The organism is Arthrobacter sp. SAFR-023 (assembly GCF_051965295.1).
In the GTDB taxonomy this organism is placed as follows: domain Bacteria; phylum Actinomycetota; class Actinomycetes; order Actinomycetales; family Micrococcaceae; genus Arthrobacter.
Map to the genome: position 1 here is coordinate 1 of NZ_JBQCMF010000017.1, position 16,974 is coordinate 16,974.

The following is a 16,974-nucleotide window of genomic DNA, read 5'->3' on the forward strand; positions in this document are numbered from 1 at the left end:
CCGACCAATACGAAGTCCTCACCACCGTCATGAACACCGCCACCAACCCCCGCACCACCACCCCGGACACCACCAACTGCCCGAGCGACAGCAGCGCCGAGTGCACCGGCCCTGGCAGCGGCAGCGGCCGTGACACTAACAGTGACAGTGACAACGCCGCCGTCGACCTCGACACGGTCTTCAACGCCCCCGCCCCGGAACCGGACCTGGACCGCCGCACCCCCGCCCAACAACGCCTCGACGGCCTCGTCGGCGCGTCCAAGGCAGCCCTCGCCGCCGGCACCCTGCCCACCACCGGAGGACGCCGCCCCCAAGTCATGGTCACCATCGGCTACCAGGACCTCCTCAACAGCATCCAAACTACCGCCGCCCAAGGCCCGCGCTACGCTCCGAACGGAAACCACCCCGGCACCGGGCCCGCCAACACACCAACCGGCAGCGGTACCTTCACCTACACCGGCCCCATCACCGCCTCCACCGTCCGCAAAATCGCCTGCGACGCCGACATCATCCCCGTCCTCCTCGGCTCCGAAGGACGCATCCTCGACATCGGCCGCACCGCCCGGGTCTTCCCGCCCCACATCCGCAAAGCCCTCAACGCCCGAGACCAAGGCTGCGCCTTCCCCAACTGCACCATCCCCGCATCCTGGTGCGAAGCCCACCACATCACCTACTGGTCACAAGGCGGAACCACCAGCACCGACAACGGCGTCCTCCTCTGCACCCACCACCACCATCTAATCCACAAAGAACAGTGGAAAATCCACGTCAAAAACGGAATCCCATGGTTCGTCCCGCCACCCCACATCGACCCCCGCCAACAACCCCGACAAAACCACCACCACAAAACATGAAGTGACGGCAGACGCGCGCCCGTGTCCACGTGGCATTTGGTGAGCGCCGGTAGTGATTGGGTGCACTATTCGGACCCAAAAACGAAAGCGCCTAGCCCCTAAGATCGGGACCAGGCGCTTCCGGTGAAACGAAAACTACGGCGGCTACGCGTCCTGCCAGCCACTGCCTTCCGTGAAGGTGGCCACGAGAGTTCCAACCCCGGCCTGCAGCGAATTCGAGGGGTCCTCGTACAGGGACGCCTCCGTCGCGCGGCTGTGGGTGATGAGCTGCTCGGCTTCGAGCTTCGCCTCAGGCACGGTGGCGCCGATGATTCCGGTGCGGGCCGGAAGCTCGGGGGTGTGGACTACCTCGGCATTGGTCTCCGAGAGCGGGATAGTGGTCCCAGGTCGAATCTCGTCATGTGGAAACTCGAATTCAGCGTCGTCGGGGGCAGCGGGAATCGTGTACTCCAGGAAGTAGTTCATCACCCCAGCCTTGCAGATAATCGCCACACCAGAAACCCCGCCCCGCCGCCGGCGGACACGAATATTCACCGCCCCTTCATGGGAACGCTAGCGAAAGAACACCCCGTCCCTACCGCCCCGCCGCGTATCCCTGCGCACCCCGAGGGTTGGCGGCAGCCTGCAGCACGCCGGTCCCGGGATCACGCACGACGGCGGACAGCCGTCCCAGCGTCCAGTCCCCTGCCCTGGTGATCCGGTGTCCCCGCCGCTCGAGCCCGGCGATAACGTCATCGCCCAATCGGTCCTCGACGACGGCGCCGCCAGGCTCCCAGGTGCGCGGCCAGAAGGATCCGGGCATCGACGTCGTGTGGAACGCCGGCGCGTCGATGGCCTGTTGCGGAGAGTACCCGGCGACGATGGTCCGCAGCAGATACAGCAACTGCCACTGGTCCTGTTGGTCTCCGCCGGGCGAGCCGAGCGCAGACACAGCAACGCCATCGCGGAACACCAGCGTCGGCGTCAGCGTGGTCCGCGGTCGCTTGCCCGGCGTCAACGTCGACGGCGTTCCGGGCTCAAGCCACGTCATCTGCAACCGCGTGCCCAGGCAAAATCCGAGCTCAGGAATCGCCGGGGACGACTGCAGCCAGCCGCCGGATGGCGTGGCCGACACCATGTTGCCCCAGCGGTCCACCACATCGATGTGGCATGTGTCGCCGCGCGTTTCCCCGTTGGCCGCCACGGCCGCTTCGGCCAGCGTCGGTTCGCCAACACCTGCAGCGCCCGGGACGTACTCGGTCCGAAGCGTGGGAATGTACGGCTCACGGCCGGGGACGGAGCCCGGACGGAAGTCGTGCGACGCATCTTCCGTGATCAGCTTCCGCCGTGACGCCGCATACTCCTCCGACAGCAGGTAATCGAGTGGGACATCAGCGTCGCCGTAGTAAGCCTCACGGTCCGCCAGCGCGAGCTTCTGCGCCTCCAGGATGGTGTGCGCCCCGAGCTCGGTGGACGGGTCGAGGTGATCGTCATCGAAGCCGGCCAGGATCGCGAGCGTCTGCAGTAGGGCGGGCCCCTGTCCCCACGGGCCGGTCTTGGCGATGCTGTGGCCGCGGAACTCGAGCGTTGCGGCGTCCTCGTACGACGCCCGGAACCCGGCCATGTCGCCCATCGTCATGACGCCGCTGTGGTCGGTCCCGGAAGAGTGTCGGTGCGGTGTTCGGACGCTTTCGGCCACAGCGCGGGCCACGAAGCCCTCGCTCCATTCCCTGCGGGCGGCATCGATGCGTTCCTCACGCGTGTGCGCCGGCGCTGCGGCGAACGCCTCGCCGAGCCCCGCACCGGCTTGGACCAGTTTCTGGAGGGCGCGGGCAAGCGCCGGGTTCCGGATCAGCTCGCCCTCCTCGGGGATCCGCCCCTCCGGCATCCACAGGTCGGCCGACGTGGGCCAGTGCTCCCGGAACAGCCCGGACACTGCCGAAATCGTGCTGCAGACGCGTGCCAGCACCGGGTGGCCGTCACGTGCATACCGGATGGCGAAATCCAGGACTTCGGCCAGTTCCCACGTTCCGTGGTCCCTCAGCAGCAAGAGCCAGGCATCGACGGCGCCGGGAACCGCAGCGGCCAGCGCACCTGAGCCGGGCACCAGTTCCAGGCCTTCCGCGCGGAAGTGTTGGACCGTCGCGCCCGCCGGCGCCGGGCCCTGGCCCATCAGGACCACAGGTTTTTCAGGCTCCTCCGCGGCGCTGAAGACGCCGGTCATGTCGCCGCCGGGTCCGTTAAGGTGCGGTTCCACCACGTGCAGCACGAACGCGGCGGCGGTGGCCGCGTCGAACGCGTTGCCGCCCCGCTCCAGCACTGCCTGCGCAGTGCCGGTGGCGAGCCAATGGGTAGTCGCCGACATGCCGAACGTGCCCTGCAGCGTAGGACGGGTGGTAAAAGTCTCCGGCCTCGTAAAACTCATAGGGGCTACTGTAGTCACCGGTTTCCGGCACTTCCGGGATACCGCGCCCGCGACACGCTCCGCCCGCGGCGGGAGCCTACTTGCCTCGCTTAGGCTATGTATCCAGACCGGCCCGGCGCAGTGCTTCGGCCATGGCGGTGTCCGCCGGAGCTGGACGCTGGCCTGACTGCTTCGGCTGCCGCCTTGCGTTGTCACGATCGGACGCCGACCGGCCGGGATCATTCCCCTGGCGCGGGCCGGGCTTTCCGCCTGATTGGCCGGGAGTGGCCGACCGGTTCCGGCCGCCGTCCCGGTCGCCGCCTGCAGCGCGGTCCCGTCCGCCGCGTCCACCAGCTTGCGGGCCACCAGAATCCCGTCCGCCACCCGGGCGTCCCCCAGCCGAGCGTCCCCCAGCGGTCCGGTCGCCGGAAGGGGCCGGTTCGTCGTCGAGCCTCAGCGTGAGGGAGATGCGCTTCCGCTCCGGATCAGCCTCAAGCACCTTGACCCGCACCACCTGGCCGGACTTGACCACCTCGCGCGGATCGGCGACGAACCTGTTGGCGAGGGCGGACACGTGAACCAGCCCGTCCTGGTGAACTCCCACGTCCACGAACGCGCCAAACGCGGCGACGTTGGTGACGGTTCCTTCCAGGACCATGCCCGGCTTCAAATCGGAGATCTTCTCGATGCCCTCGGAGAACGCTGCAGCCTTGAACGCCGGACGCGGGTCGCGACCGGGCTTTTCGAGTTCGGCGATGATGTCGCGCACCGTGGGGAGTCCAAACGAGCCGTCCACAAAGTCAGCAGGATTCAGCTGCGCGGCGCCAGCAAGCGGAGCGAGCCCGGCTGCGCCTCCGGAAGCGCCGGAACCACGGCTGGCACCCGCCGCAGTCAGGATCTTCCGCGCCACCGAGTACGCCTCGGGGTGCACGCTGGAGGCATCCAGAGGCTCTGCTCCCCCGGTGATCCGCAGGAACCCGGCACACTGTTCGAACGCCTTGGCGCCCAGCCGCGGCACCTTCTTCAGCTCGCTGCGCTTCGCGAACGGACCGTTTTCGTTGCGGTACGCCACGATGTTCTCGCTCAGCAGGGGCCCGACGCCGGCCACTCGGCTCAGCAGCGCCGGCGACGCCGTGTTCACGTCCACACCCACGGCATTTACGCAGTCCTCCACTACGGCATCCAGGCTGCGGTCCAGCTTCGCGGCCGTGACATCGTGCTGGTACTGGCCCACGCCGATCGACTTCGGATCGATCTTCACCAGCTCGGCCAGCGGATCCTGCAGCCGCCGGGCAATGGACACCGCACCGCGCAGCGACACATCCACGCCGGGCAGTTCAGCGGCGGCCAGGGCGGACGCCGAGTACACCGACGCACCCGCCTCGGACACCACCAGCTTCTGCGGCGCCGCCGCACCAGTCCCGGAGCCGGCCCCGGACCCAGCACCAGTCCCGGAGCCGGCAGCCGCGGAGAGCTGTTTGATCAGTTCGGCCGCAAGCTTGTCCGTTTCGCGGGACGCCGTTCCGTTGCCAATGGCCACGAGTTCGACGGCGTGCTGCCGCGCCAACCGGGTCAGCGTCGCCAGGGCTTCGTCCCACTTGCGCGCCGGCGCGTGCGGGTAGACGGTGTCCGTGGCCACCACCTTGCCGGTCCCGTCGACCACCGCCACCTTCACACCGGTCCGCAGGCCGGGATCCAGGCCCAGGGTGGAACGGTTTCCGGCCGGCGCCGCCAGCAGCACGTCCCGCAGGTTGGCGGCGAACACGCGCACGGCCTCGTCCTCCGCGGCAGCGAACATACGTCCCCGCAGGTCGGCCGTCAGCCGCGCAAGAACCCGGGAACGCCATGCCACCTGGGCGGTTTGGAGCAGCCACGAGTCGGCGGGCCGGCCACGGTCGGCGACCCCGAGGAACCGGGCCACGGCAGATTCGTAACGAGCGCGCGCGGCGGCGAGGGCGTCGTCGTCGGACGGTTCCCCCTCGGCGAGGTCCAGCTCGAGCACCCCGTCCTTCTCACCGCGCAGCAGCGCCAGCACGCGGTGCGACGGCATTCCTGACGGCGCCTGTGAGAACTCGAAGTAATCCGCGAACTTCTGCCCCTCGGATTCCTTGCCCTTCTTCACCCGGGACACCATCCGGCCCTGCGTCCACAGCCGCTCGCGCAGGTTCTCTGCAAGGTCAGCGTCCTGGGCGACGCGCTCCACGAGGATGGCGCGGGCACCGGCGAGCGCCGCAGCAGCGTCGTCGACGGCGTGCTCCGCGTTCAGGTACTTCGCTGCCTCGCGCTCGGGGTCAAGGTCCGGGCGCTTGAGCAGCGCGTCCGCGAGCGGTTCCAGCCCTGCCTCGCGCGCAATCTGCGCCTTGGTGCGCCGCTTGGACTTGAAGGGCAGGTAGATGTCTTCGAGCCGGGACTTGGTATCGGCGGCCACGACGGCGGCCTGGAGTTCCGGGGTCAGTTTTCCCTGTGCGGCGATCGCCTCCAGGACAGCGCGACGGCGGTCCTCAAGTTCGCGGAGGTAGCGCAGCCGCTCGTCGAGCTCGCGGAGCTGGCCGTCGTCGAGCGTCCCCGTGGCTTCCTTGCGGTAGCGGGCGATGAACGGAACGGTTGACCCGCCGTCGAGCAGGTCCACAGCTGCCTTCACCTGCCAGGCCTTCACGCCGAGCTCGGCGGCGATCTGTTCCGCGATGCGCGCGGCAATGTCGTCGGTCCCGGCGGTGGCGGGGGTGGGCGAGGGCGTGGCAGGGTGCTGCGGCTGTTGGGTCACCAGAACATTTTGCCCTACGCGCCCGGAATCGGGGCGACCACTGGCTGGCCGATGGAGCAAACCGCACTACCCACGACCGCCCTTAAGTGGTGTAGTGACTTTATGCATTGGGGGTCATCGACTGAGGCGGCGCATCATGCAGGAACTGCTCATCATTCTTCAGGACGGCTTCAACGAGGATGAGGTTGCCATCACGGTCAACGGCAAGGAGGCCCGGTACGACCGCGATGTCACCACACGGGAATTGTTGGGCATGGCCGAGGAAGTTTCCGTCGAATTGCCGGCAAAAGGCGCAACGGTGGGGGTAGAAGTCACCAGCCGCAATCTCAGCGCGGAAATGAAACTCCACGGCAGGCCACGAAGCCTCCTGGTGTCCATAGAAGACGGCGAACTCGTGCTCAGCGAAGGGACGGGCCGCGAGGCATTCCTCTAGGACTGTTCGCCTCCGCCGATGCCGCCGGAAGGACAACATGAACGGACCTCATCAGATCCCAGGGTGTGGTGATTGCCCATGAGAAACCAGCGTTTACGCGCAGGAAGGCGACCAACCGCCCGCGATCCCCGCCGCAGCCCTGTTCCGGACGCAGCACTTCGCCAGGCAGCAGGCACCATGGAACCCCTCCCACCTGCAAGTGCGGGCCACAGCCTCCTGGAGTGGCTGGGCGTGGCCATTCCGGCGCTGTCAGCGGTCACAGGGCTGCTGTTCGTGTTCGGCTGGACATACACGAGCTCCCGGCTCGCCCACTTCGGCGTCGACCACACCATCCTCGGACTGACCACCAGCGATTACGTGCTGCGAAGCATCGACGCCATCTATATCCCCGCGGCGGCAATCCTGTTCCTCGTCCTCGCGGCTCTCCTGTTGCACGCCGGCGTCTCCGGGCTGCGAAGGCGTGGACGCGCGTTCCCCTTGCTCCGATGGGCGGCAATCACAGCGCTTGCCGCCGGCACTACCGCTGCGGCACTGGGAGTCTGGGCAATGTTCGTCCAGGTGCAGTTCGTGTCCCCTTATCTGGTGCCCTCATTTCTCCAGGGCGGAGGGCTTGCGGTGGCAACCTTCGGGTTCTTCCTGCTTCGCCGGCTCTACGGTGCGCGGCAACTGCCGCCCCGGACCGGGATCCCGCGGTGGGAGTACCGCTGCTACTGGCTCGTTGTCACCATCGTGGTCCTGAATCTCTTCTGGGCCTCGGCACAGTTCGCATCCGCGCTGGGCAGCAACCGGGCCCTTGATATTGTCCGCGACCTGGGCAAGCGTCCACTCGTGACGGTCTTCAGCAAGCAGTCGCTCGCCCTCTCCCGGCCGGTGGTGGAGGAAACGGTGGCGAGCGGTGACGCAGCCTACCGCTTCAAATACACCGGGCTGCGGCTCATCATGACCGCCGGCGGGAAATACCTGCTGCTGTCGGAGGGCTGGACCCGGGAAGCGGGAACAGCTGTTGTCCTGGCTGACAGCCCGGACATCCGCCTTGAATTTGCCCCCGGAGGTGTCCCGCGATGATGACTCCTGCTCCAGCTCTGCTCTTCCTCTGCGGCGCCATGGCCGTGGCATTGGGACTCGGCGGCTGCGATCCCGGCCAAGCTTCAAGCCAGGTGACGCTCATCGCCGGCGGCCAGCCCACAGGGAGCGTCGTCCAGCCGTGGCCCTCCGGCCAGCCCGAGCCCACCGGCATGCCCGTGCCCCAGGGCGCACCGCCGCCGAAAACCCTGGCCTTCACCGCGCCGGCTGATGCGCAAACCGAGGAAGTCGAGTCGTTGGAGGTGAAGGCAGGCAAGGACGGCCTGTCCATTTCTTCCGTGAGCCTCTCGATGCTGACAGGAGAGCAGTCCTTCGCGATAATCAGCGACAGCTGCAGCGGCGTTGCCCTCAGTTCCGGCCAAACCTGCACTATCACGTTCTCCTACAAACCGGGCGACATCGGCCGAAAGAAGGCGGAAGTGGTGCTGCGCTCGGAACAGGAGAAACCAGTCGCAATCGTCTACCTCGACGGGACCACCACGGCAGGAAAGGCCACGCCGAGTCCGGAGCCAACGACGTCGACCGATCCCGGCCCGACGCCGGACCCCACGCCGACCACTGACGTCCCAAGCCCTGACCCGACGGAACCGACCACCGATCCGCCGTCGCCGCAGCCGACTACTGCCGACGTGCCGACGTCCGCATTTCCTCCGGAAGTGGTGGAGAGCCAACCCTCTCCCTGAGTTCCTGGATGCGGCTAGGCCGTGGCGCCGTCAGCCAGCGACAGGGCTTCATCAAGCACCTTTCCGAAGTTCGCGGCATCGTGCGCGAACCGGCCGAGGAACAGCCCGGACACACCGTTCAGTGTGGGCAGCAGGCCGGGTTTCGCCGAGCCTCCATAAATGACGGGAATGTGCTGCAGTCCGTGGACGCCGAGCAGCTCCCGCAAAACACGGACGACGGCGGACACGTACTCCGCGCTGGCAGGCTCGGCGGCGCCGATGGCCCAGACGGGTTCATAGGCGACAATCAGCCGGGCGGCCAGGTCCCAGTCCCCACCGACCGCGGCCTCGATCTGTCCGTAGACGAACCGGGCGGCATCTTCCGCGCCGCCCGTACTGCCGGCGTCGGCTGCTCCGGTATTCGAGGTGGCCTCCGGTGCGAGCAACTCCTCCCCCACGCACAGCAGCGGGGTGACACCGGCGTCGTCGGCTGGCCTGACCTTCAGCGCGATCATGGCGTCATCCTCGCCGAAGTGCCGCCGCCGCTCGGCGTGCCCAATCTCCACGAGTCCCACGCCCAGCTCGGCAAGCAGCGACGGCGAGAGCTCACCCGTCCAGGGGCCGTCGGCCCAGCCGCAGTTCTGGGCACCCAAAACCAGCGGCGTCCCGGCAATGATCTCCCCTGCCGCCGGGAGCATCGGAAAGGACGGAATCACGAACGGGACCACCCGCCCGGCCACGAGGGCCGGGCGGGCATCCACCTGCTGGCGCAGTTCCTCCAGCCAGCGCAGGCTGTCCTGGTAGCCCAGGTACATCTTGGTGCTGACGCCGACGAAAATCGTGCCGGGGTCTTTGATGGCCTGGCTGAGCTGCGTCACGGACTTCCTGCCTTTGCTGGGTTACTTGGTGGTGCTGCGCCTGTGTTTGCTGCTGACTACTTTTCCAGCAGTGCCTGATCTTTGGCAGTGCCAGCCGTTCCGGTGGCGCTGGTTTCAAGCAGGTCGTCGGCCTTGTTCTTGAACTTTCGGGTACCGATCATCATGACCGCGGCGAGGAACGGCAGTACACCGAGTGCGTAAACGCCCATGGTGCCGGTGTCCGAGGCGGTCACCTGGTTGACGGTGGTCCGAAGGATCGGGGCCACGAAGCCGCCCAGGTTGCCCAGCGAGTTGATGAGACCGATGCCCGCCGCGGCGGCAGTTCCGGTGAGGAACGCCGTCGGATAGGACCAGGCAATGGGGCCGATGGAGAGGAAGCTGCACACCGCGAGGGTGATGAACACGATGCCCAGCGCCGGAAGGTGGTTGGCGCCGGCCCAGGCGGAGCCAAAGATACACAGGCCGGTGGAGATGAACAGCCCGGTGCCCCAGACCCGGCGTCGGATCACGGTGTTGGCGGCCTTGCCGATGAAGTAGCAGGCGAAGATGCCGAAGAACCACGGGATGGCGGCCATGAGTCCGACGGCGAGGCCTACCTTCTGTCCGGTCAGCTGGGACACCTGCTGCGGGAGGTAGAAGGTCACGCCGTAGACGGCGATCTGGAGGCAGAAGTAGATGACCGTGAAGTACCAGACGCGGCCGTTCTTCATGGCTGCGAGGACACCGCGGGGGCCGGACTCTTCCTTGACGTTGTCCTCAAGGGCCATGACGTCCAGCAGCGCCTTCTTCTCGTCCTTGTTGAGGAACTTGGCGTCCTGCGGGCTGTTAATCAGGAAGAAGAAGGCGGCGATGCCGGCCAGCACGGCGAGCATGCCCTCGACGAAGAACATGACCTGCCAGCCTTGGACGCCGGGAACCTGGTCGCCGATGTTGATCAGCCAGCCGGACAGCGGGGCGCCCATCATCTGGGAGAAAGGCTGTGCCAGGTAGAAGATGGCGAACATCTTGACGCGGACCTTGTTCGGGAACCAGGCGGCGAGGAACATGATGACGCCCGGGAAGAGGCCGGCCTCGGTCACGCCCAGCAGGAAGCGCAGGATCACGAAGGAGGTCTCGTCCTGCACGAAGGCGAAGCAGGCGGAGACGATGCCCCAGGTGACCGCGATGCGTGCCAGCCACACCTTGGCGCCGAACTTGGTCAGGAGCAGGTTGCTGGGGATTTCGAACAGGGCGTAGCCGATGAAGAAAATGCCGGCACCGAGCGCGTAGGCGCCCGCGCTGATGCCCTTGTCCGCTTCGAGGGCGGCCTCGGCGAAGCCCACGTTGGTGCGGTCCAGGAAGGCCACGACATACAGGATGACGAGCATCGGCATGAGCCGGAAGGATGCCTTGGAGATGGCCGATTTGAGGATCGGCGAGTCCAGCAGCTCCTTCGTGGTGGAAGGTTTGGTGACAGTCATTCAAACTCCTCTTTGAGTAAAAGTGAGCAAATCAGGTTGTTGGTTTGAAATTCTCAGAGCGAAAAGGCGATGAGCAGTACGCCGGCAAGGCTGGCGAGGACGCCGATGGCGAGGTAGATCTTGCGTTCCCTGGTCAAGGAGCGAAGCATGGCTGTCCTTCCTAGTGCATGTAGAGGCCGCCATCCACATTCAGCGTCTGGCCGGAGATGTATCCGGCGTCCTCGCTGATGAGGAAGGCGATGGCTGCGGCGATGTCCCGCGTGGATCCGACCCGGTTGACCACGAGGTCCCGGACCAGTTCGTCCTTGCGTTCCTGGCTCAGGGTGCCGCCCATGATGTCGGTGTCGATGGGTCCAGGCGAGATGGCGTTGACCGTGATGTCGTACTCCCCCAGTTCACGGGCCGTGGAGCGGGTCAGTCCGATCACGCCGGCCTTCGCCACGGAATACGGGGTCTTGGAGAACGTCCCGCCGCCGCGCTGGGCGGAGACGGAGGAGATGTTCACGATGCGGCCGATCCGGTTCTTCGCCATGGATTCGGCGACGCGGCGGGTGGCGTAGTGGACGCCGTTGAGGTTGATGTTGAGCACGCGGTCCCACTCGGCGGCGTCGAGTTCCAGGTACGGGACCGGCGAGCTGACGCCGGCCACATTCGCGAGGGCCACGATCTGCGGCAGTTCGGCCTCGATGGAGTCGATGGCTGCCCGCACCGATGCCTCGTCTGCGACGTTCGCGCCCATGCCGTGGGCCTTCACGCCGTACTGGTTGGCGATTTCCTTGGCCGTGGCCTGGCAGAGGGCGTCGTCGAGGTCGATGATGCCGATGTTCCAGCCCTGCTCCGCAAGGTAGTTGGCGGTGGCTCGGCCGATGCCGCGTTCCGAGACGGCTCCGGTGACGATGGCCGTGCGCTCGGACGGAAAAGTGCTCATGGATATGCTCCTAAATCGTTTGCTGGACTTGGTTCATGCACGGGTGTAGCCCGCCCAGCCCGGCGAAAAGGGCAACACAACAGGAGGGCAGCTGCCCGGGGGCAGCGCCCACCTGCCGTGGTGCTTAGTTAGATGGCGCTAGTTGATCGGCGCCTTTAGCTGATCGGCCTCTTTAGTTGATCGGCGCCGGGCCGAGTTCCTCGATGAGCTTCTGCATGGCGACGTAGGCCTTGTTGCGGTAGGCGATCAGCTCCGGGGTGCGCTCGGCCGGGACGTTCAGGAAACCTGCGCCGGTCTTGGTGCCCAGCTTGCCGGCCTCCACGAGGTCCGTGAGGATCTTCGGGGTGGCGAAGCGCTCCGGGAAGTCGGTCTGCAGCGACTTGTAGCAGAAGTTGTAGACGTCCAGGCCGGCCATATCGGCGATGGCGAAGGGGCCGAAGAACGGCAGCCGGAAGCCGAAGGTGGTGCGGACCAGAGTGTCCACGTCCTCCGCCGTCGCGATGCCCTGTTCCACCAGCTGTGCCGCCTCGTGGAAGAGCGCGTACTGCAGGCGGTTCAGCACGAAGCCGGTGACGTCCTTGACCACGGCCGTCTCCTTGTTGGCGGAGTGGACCAGATCGCGGACCGCGCCGACCGTCTCGGTGGACGTGCCCTCATGCGGGATGATCTCGACGCCGGGGATGAACGGCGACGGGTTGGAGAAGTGCACGCCGAGGAAGCGCTCCGGGTTGGCGACCGGCTGCGAGAGCTCGGCGATGGAGATCGTGGAGGTGTTGGAGCCGATGATGGCGTCCGGCCGGGCGGCGGCGCTGATGCGGGCAAGGGTCTCGTGCTTGATGGCGATGATCTCGGGCACGGCCTCCTCGATGAAGTCGGCGTCGGCCACGGCTTCCTCGATGTCCTTCGCGGCCCAGAGGTTCTGCTTCAGGATCTCGGTGGACCCTTCGGGGAACAGCCCGTCGGCCACGAACTGGTCGGACTCGGTGAGCAGTCGCTCGTAGTTCTTCTGCGCCACCTCGGCCGATACGTCGGCGAGGGCAACGCGGGCCCCGCCCAAGGCGAGGACCTGCGCGATGCCGCCGCCCATGTAGCCGGATCCGACGACGGCGAACTTGCGTGAGCTGGTGGGTGTTTCGGTCATGTTCAGTCGGCCTTCGTGTAGTCGGGTTCGTACGAGCAGATGGCGTCCACCTTGGCGGCGGAGGAGGAGTTTTCGTCGAAGCGGTGCTCCAGCCATTCGCCCACGAGCTTCTTGGCAAGTTCCAGCCCGATGACCCGCTGGCCCATCGTGAGGACCTGGGCATTGTTGCTGAGGACGGAGCGTTCCACGGAGTAGCTGTCGTGCGCGGTGACGGCGCGGATGCCGGGGACCTTGTTGGCGGCAATGGCCACGCCGAGGCCGGTGCCGCAGATCAAGAGTGCACGGTCTGCTTCGCCTTCGGCCACCTTGCGGGCGGCTGCGACGGCAAGGTGCGGGTACGCGGTGGAGTCGTTGGCCGCGACGCCAATGTCTTCGACGGAGGCAACGCGGGGGTCCGCCTCCAGCAGGGCTTTCAGTGCTTCCTTGTATTCGACGCCGGCCTCATCGTTGCCGATGACAATACGCCAGCCTTCTGTGTTGCTCATTCCGTTGCTCCTTTTCCGGCCGTCGAGGCCATGTGGGACGCGGCCGCTGCGGAATCGGCTGCATCAGATGCGAGGTAGGTGGCCACGCGCTCGGCAATCAGTCCAAATGAGACTGCACCGGGGTCCGGGTGGCCGAGGCTCTTTTCAGCCAGCGGGCGGGCGCGGCCCTTGAGGGGTCGCAGGTCCGCGGTCTGCCGGGCTGCTTCGGTGGCCGCGGCAGCGGCGGCGGTGAGGGCACCGCTGAGGGAGGCCCCGCCGTCGAACGCTTCCTTGAACGCGTCCCGGAACGGCAGGAGGGCGTCCACCATGGTCTTGTCCCCCGGCTCCGCCTTGCCGAGGTCGGTGATGGCGTTGCTGAAGGCGGTCAAGGCGGCAGCCGCGTCCCCGGCGGCGTACGAATCGCGGTTGCCCAGCGCGAGTCCGGCGGCCATCACGGCCGTCCCCCACAGCGCGCCCGAGGTTCCGCCGGCGCGCTCGCTCCAGGCCTCGCCTGCCGCGGTGAGCACGCGTTCAGCCGAGGCGCCGGCTGCCGCGTTCTGCTCACCGGCCGCTGCGGCCGCATCAACGCCGCGGCGCATGCCGATGCCGTGGTCGCCGTCTCCGGCAATCGCGTCCAGGTCGCCAAGTTCCGCCTCATGTTCGACGACGACGTCCCGCACTTGGGCGAGGACGGCGGCTGCCAGCCGGCCCAGGTTAGCGGACGCCTCGGTTGCCTTTTCGTTGTCCTCGTCGGCTGTGGCTTCTGTACCGACGACTTCCCGGCGGGCGCGCGGCGCGAGGTTGCCCTTGCGGAAAGCCGGCGTATCGGCCGGCGCGGCCCAGAGCTGCTCGAGTTCGTCGTCGAGCCACAACAGCGTTAGCGAGAGACCGGACATGTCCAGACTGGTCACGAGTTCGCCGCACTCCGGTTCCACGACGGTCAGGTTGGCGGCGTTGAGGAGCTTTTCGACCTTGCCGAAGAGGAGGAACAGTTCGTCGTACTTGACCGTGCCCAAGCCATTGACGATGGCGACCACGCGGCTGCCGGCGTCGTCCGGCTTGTCCTCAAGCAGCCGCGACACCAGCAGCTCGGCGAGTTCGGAGGCGGTGGGCATGGGGTGCTCGGAGATGCCCGGTTCGCCGTGGATGCCCAGGCCCAGCGACATCTGCCCGGCCGGAACATGGAACAGCGGTTCGGACGCGCCGGGAAGGGTGCAGCCGTCGAAGGCGACGCCCAGCGAACGCGTGCGGTAGTTCGTCTTGATGGCGAGGCGCTCCACCTCGTCCAGGCTCAGGCCGGCCTCGGCTGCGGCGCCTGCTATCTTGAAGACCGTCAGGTCACCGGCGATGCCGCGGCGCTTCTCGATCTGATCCAGCGGAGCGCTGGCAATGTCGTCCGTGACCAGCACTGTGCGCGTCTCGATGCCCTCGGCGTTGAGCCGGAGCTGTGCTTGGCCAAAGTGCAGCACGTCGCCCGCATAGTTGCCGTAGCTCAGCAGCACACCGCCGCCCGCGTTTGCCGCTTTAGCCACGCGGTAGACCTGGCCGGCAGCCGGCGAGGCGAACATGTTGCCGCACGCGGACCCGGCGGCAAGGCCGGGGCCCACCAGACCCGCGAAGGCCGGGTAGTGGCCGGAGCCGCCGCCCACCACAAGTGCCACCTGGCCGGCAGGGATCTCGGTGGAGCGGACGACGCCGCCGTCCACGCGGGCAACATAGCCGCGGTTGGCGGCGACGAAGCCGTCCAGCGCCTCATCTGCGAAATCAGCGGGATTGTCGAAGATCTGGGTCATGGTTCCTCATTGAATCCGGGTTGGTTGAACAGTTCTGCTGGTCTGTTGGGGGCTGGCGCCCCTAGCGTGCGACCGCGGCGGGCTGCTGCCGCCCCTGCGCCACCTGGCTCTGGCCGAGGGCGTAGCCGTCCTTCTTGGGCAGCACGTGGCGGCGCAGGTAGTCCTGGTTGGAGGCCGTCACGGAGAGTCCGTCACCGCCGTAGTGCTCGGTGCACAGGATGCCCTGGAAGCCAACGGAGAGTGCGACCTTGAACGCCTCACGGTAGTTGATGAGGCCGCTTTCCATGGGGGCGGGCATGGCGACGTACATGTCGCGGGCCACGTCCTCGTCGCGGATGTAGTTCTTCATGTGCCAGTAGTTGGAGTACGGCAGGGTTTTCGCCACCATTTCCCGCCAGTCCTCGATGGGCCGGTGCAGGCGGATCAGGTTGCCGAGGTCCGGGTTGAGGCCGACGTTGGACAGGCCGATGTCCTGGACGAACTGCACGGAGGAGTCGGCGGTGCCGATGTAGGTGTCCTCGTACATCTCCAGCGAGAGCAGGACGCCCACCTCCGCGGCGTGCCGGCCCAGTTCCTGGAACCGGGCGACGGCGTTGTTCCAGGCTTCCTTGTCCCCTGCCGGGTCCTTGTAGCCTTCGACGGTCCAGAACCAGAGGTGCTTCTGCTGTTCCGGGGTGATTGCCTGGTGCAGGCCGAAGGAGACGACCTCGCAGCCGAGCTCAGCGGCGGCGTCAATGGTCCGGTGGCTGTAGGCCAGGTTGTCCTCCCACTTGCCCTCCTCAATGATGCTCCGGCGGATGGCGGAGATGACCGGGATGCCGATGCCGACGCTGTCGGCCGTCTGCTTGAATTCGGCCAGGCGCTCCTTGCTCAGGTCGCCCGGACGGACCCAGCTGTCGGTGAGGTCGGCGTTGGCAAAGCCGGCTTCCTTGACCTCGGTGAACACCTCGGCCCACGCGGATGCGTCGGCGTCGTTGATGTGGGTGCCGTGGGCGTCGACGCCCGGAAACTGCAGCAGGGCCGCGGTGATGGGCCAGTTGTCGGCGGTGTAAGCCATGTCTTCACTCCCTTGTGGAATCCTGTTTCCTATAGGATTTACTATCCGGTAGGAGTTGTCAAGGTCACACCTCTCGACGCGGTTGACTCCCAGCCATCGAAGATCCTATAGGGATACGTCCTGCGTGTGAAGGGCGTCACCCTCAGACGTGAAGTTCGGTGCATGTTCCACGCTACGCCTCCCCCCACTAAGTAGCAGCAGAGGGCGTTCCCAACCTTGGGAACGCCCTCTGCTGCTACCCACTTTGGGTGCGCTGGCTTTTGCTTCGCGTCTGCGGGCTACTCCTCCGGGGCGTCCGCCATCGCGCGTTCGCGAACCTTCTGAATGTGGGCAGCCATGGCGGCTCCAGCCTTGTCGGGATCGCCGCTGGACAACGCGTCCAGGACGGACTGGTGCTCGGCGATCGCATTCTCGGCGTCGGTGATCCCCACTCCCCCGAAAAGCCGGAAGCGCTGGACCTGTCCGCCGAGGGCGGCGTAGGCACCCAGGAGGAACTGGTTGTCGGTCTGCTGGGCGATCAGCTGGTGGAAGCGCTCATCCGCCTCCAGGTAGTCCTTGTACTCGGCAAAGGACGGGCCGCGCGGCGCGGACTTGAGGTCGGCGACTGTCTGCTCAAGCTCGGCGAGGCGGTGCGGGTTCAGACGCGTGCAGGCCAGGCGGGCGTTGACCGGCTCGATCGCGAGGCGGGCCTCCATCAAATCCGCAAAATCCTCGCGGGTGAACACGGGGGCCACGCGGTAACCCTTGAGCGCCACCCTGCGGACCATGCCGGTGTGTTCCAGGCGGGCCAGTGCCTCGCGGACGGGGGTCGGGGACACGTCCAGTTCCCGGGCGGTTCCATCGATACTGACGGCGGCGCCGGGTTCCAGCCTGCCGTCCATGAGCGAGGCCAGCAGCTCCTCGTACACGTGATCTGCTAGGACCTGGCGGCTCACGGTCCTGCCTCCCTTGCCCCCGGGCTGATCCTCGGGCCGGTTCCCGGCGCGGGTGCCGTTGGACGCTTTTTGCATGATCAGATCCTATAGGGACGCCTCAGGGAAGACCGCAAGCTAGTCCCGCGGATGACGCTTCGGG

General features: G+C 66.8%; 15 protein-coding genes. 4 read left to right on the forward strand and 11 right to left on the reverse strand.

Annotation, left to right across the window (positions count from 1 at the left end):
- Nucleotides 1-854: DUF222 domain-containing protein (locus tag ACTHQX_RS17375; protein WP_440158894.1), on the forward strand; the 854-nt coding region annotated here is incomplete at its 5' end.
- Nucleotides 855-998: 144 nt separating this feature from the next.
- Here the strand turns inward: ACTHQX_RS17375 and ACTHQX_RS17380 are convergent.
- The 3 genes from ACTHQX_RS17380 to ACTHQX_RS17390 all read right to left on the reverse strand — a co-directional run bounded on the left by ACTHQX_RS17380 (nucleotide 999) and on the right by ACTHQX_RS17390 (nucleotide 6,001).
- Complete coding sequence (locus ACTHQX_RS17380) at nucleotides 999-1,319, reverse strand: hypothetical protein (protein WP_236807310.1); 321 nt, start codon at nucleotides 1,317-1,319, stop codon at nucleotides 999-1,001.
- 109 nt (nucleotides 1,320-1,428) lie between these two features.
- Nucleotides 1,429-3,258 carry a gamma-glutamyltransferase family protein gene (locus ACTHQX_RS17385; RefSeq protein WP_440158895.1) on the reverse strand — a complete coding sequence of 610 codons (1,830 nt, stop codon included), beginning with the start codon at nucleotides 3,256-3,258 and terminating at the stop codon, nucleotides 1,429-1,431.
- A 94-nt stretch (nucleotides 3,259-3,352) separates the two neighbouring features.
- The gene (locus ACTHQX_RS17390; RefSeq protein ID WP_440158896.1) at nucleotides 3,353-6,001 is read right to left on the reverse strand and encodes a Tex-like N-terminal domain-containing protein; all 2,649 of its coding nucleotides are present in this window, start codon (nucleotides 5,999-6,001) and stop codon (nucleotides 3,353-3,355) included.
- Nucleotides 6,002-6,137: 136 nt separating this feature from the next.
- Between ACTHQX_RS17390 and ACTHQX_RS17395 the strand changes: the two genes are divergently transcribed.
- The 3 genes from ACTHQX_RS17395 to ACTHQX_RS17405 all read left to right on the forward strand — a co-directional run bounded on the left by ACTHQX_RS17395 (nucleotide 6,138) and on the right by ACTHQX_RS17405 (nucleotide 8,200).
- Complete coding sequence (locus ACTHQX_RS17395; RefSeq protein WP_102973246.1) at nucleotides 6,138-6,434, forward strand: hypothetical protein; 297 nt, start codon at nucleotides 6,138-6,140, stop codon at nucleotides 6,432-6,434.
- A gap of 177 nt (nucleotides 6,435-6,611) precedes the next feature.
- Nucleotides 6,612-7,499, forward strand: a complete 888-nt coding sequence (locus tag ACTHQX_RS17400; RefSeq protein ID WP_440158897.1) for a hypothetical protein — start codon at nucleotides 6,612-6,614, stop codon at nucleotides 7,497-7,499.
- A complete protein-coding gene (locus ACTHQX_RS17405) occupies nucleotides 7,496-8,200 on the forward strand; it encodes a hypothetical protein (RefSeq protein ID WP_440158898.1) in 705 nt (234 codons plus the stop codon). Before ACTHQX_RS17400 ends, ACTHQX_RS17405 begins: the two co-directional genes overlap by 4 nt.
- A gap of 14 nt (nucleotides 8,201-8,214) precedes the next feature.
- Here the strand turns inward: ACTHQX_RS17405 and ACTHQX_RS17410 are convergent, their stop codons facing one another.
- The 8 genes from ACTHQX_RS17410 to ACTHQX_RS17445 all read right to left on the reverse strand — a co-directional run bounded on the left by ACTHQX_RS17410 (nucleotide 8,215) and on the right by ACTHQX_RS17445 (nucleotide 16,910).
- The gene (locus ACTHQX_RS17410) at nucleotides 8,215-9,057 is read right to left on the reverse strand and encodes a triose-phosphate isomerase family protein (RefSeq protein WP_440158899.1); all 843 of its coding nucleotides are present in this window, start codon (nucleotides 9,055-9,057) and stop codon (nucleotides 8,215-8,217) included.
- Between the two features lie 56 nt (nucleotides 9,058-9,113).
- A complete protein-coding gene (locus ACTHQX_RS17415) occupies nucleotides 9,114-10,517 on the reverse strand; it encodes an MFS transporter (protein ID WP_440158900.1) in 1,404 nt (467 codons plus the stop codon).
- A 160-nt stretch (nucleotides 10,518-10,677) separates the two neighbouring features.
- Nucleotides 10,678-11,445, reverse strand: coding sequence for an SDR family NAD(P)-dependent oxidoreductase (locus ACTHQX_RS17420; RefSeq protein ID WP_440158901.1), 768 nt, complete (start codon nucleotides 11,443-11,445; stop codon nucleotides 10,678-10,680).
- 172 nt (nucleotides 11,446-11,617) lie between these two features.
- Nucleotides 11,618-12,586, reverse strand: coding sequence for a 3-hydroxyacyl-CoA dehydrogenase family protein (locus ACTHQX_RS17425; protein WP_440158903.1), 969 nt, complete (start codon nucleotides 12,584-12,586; stop codon nucleotides 11,618-11,620).
- 2 nt (nucleotides 12,587-12,588) lie between these two features.
- On the reverse strand, nucleotides 12,589-13,071 hold the full coding sequence (locus ACTHQX_RS17430) for a ribose-5-phosphate isomerase (protein ID WP_003804524.1): 483 nt from the start codon (nucleotides 13,069-13,071) through the stop codon (nucleotides 12,589-12,591).
- Nucleotides 13,068-14,843: a dihydroxyacetone kinase subunit DhaL gene (dhaL, locus tag ACTHQX_RS17435; protein ID WP_440158904.1), complete on the reverse strand. Its 1,776-nt coding sequence runs from the start codon at nucleotides 14,841-14,843 to the stop codon at nucleotides 13,068-13,070. Before dhaL ends, ACTHQX_RS17430 begins: the two co-directional genes overlap by 4 nt.
- A gap of 61 nt (nucleotides 14,844-14,904) precedes the next feature.
- The gene (locus tag ACTHQX_RS17440) at nucleotides 14,905-15,900 is read right to left on the reverse strand and encodes a sugar phosphate isomerase/epimerase family protein (protein ID WP_440158905.1); all 996 of its coding nucleotides are present in this window, start codon (nucleotides 15,898-15,900) and stop codon (nucleotides 14,905-14,907) included.
- Between the two features lie 278 nt (nucleotides 15,901-16,178).
- Nucleotides 16,179-16,910, reverse strand: a complete 732-nt coding sequence (locus ACTHQX_RS17445) for a GntR family transcriptional regulator (RefSeq protein ID WP_440158906.1) — start codon at nucleotides 16,908-16,910, stop codon at nucleotides 16,179-16,181.
- Nucleotides 16,911-16,974: the final 64 nt, after the last annotated feature.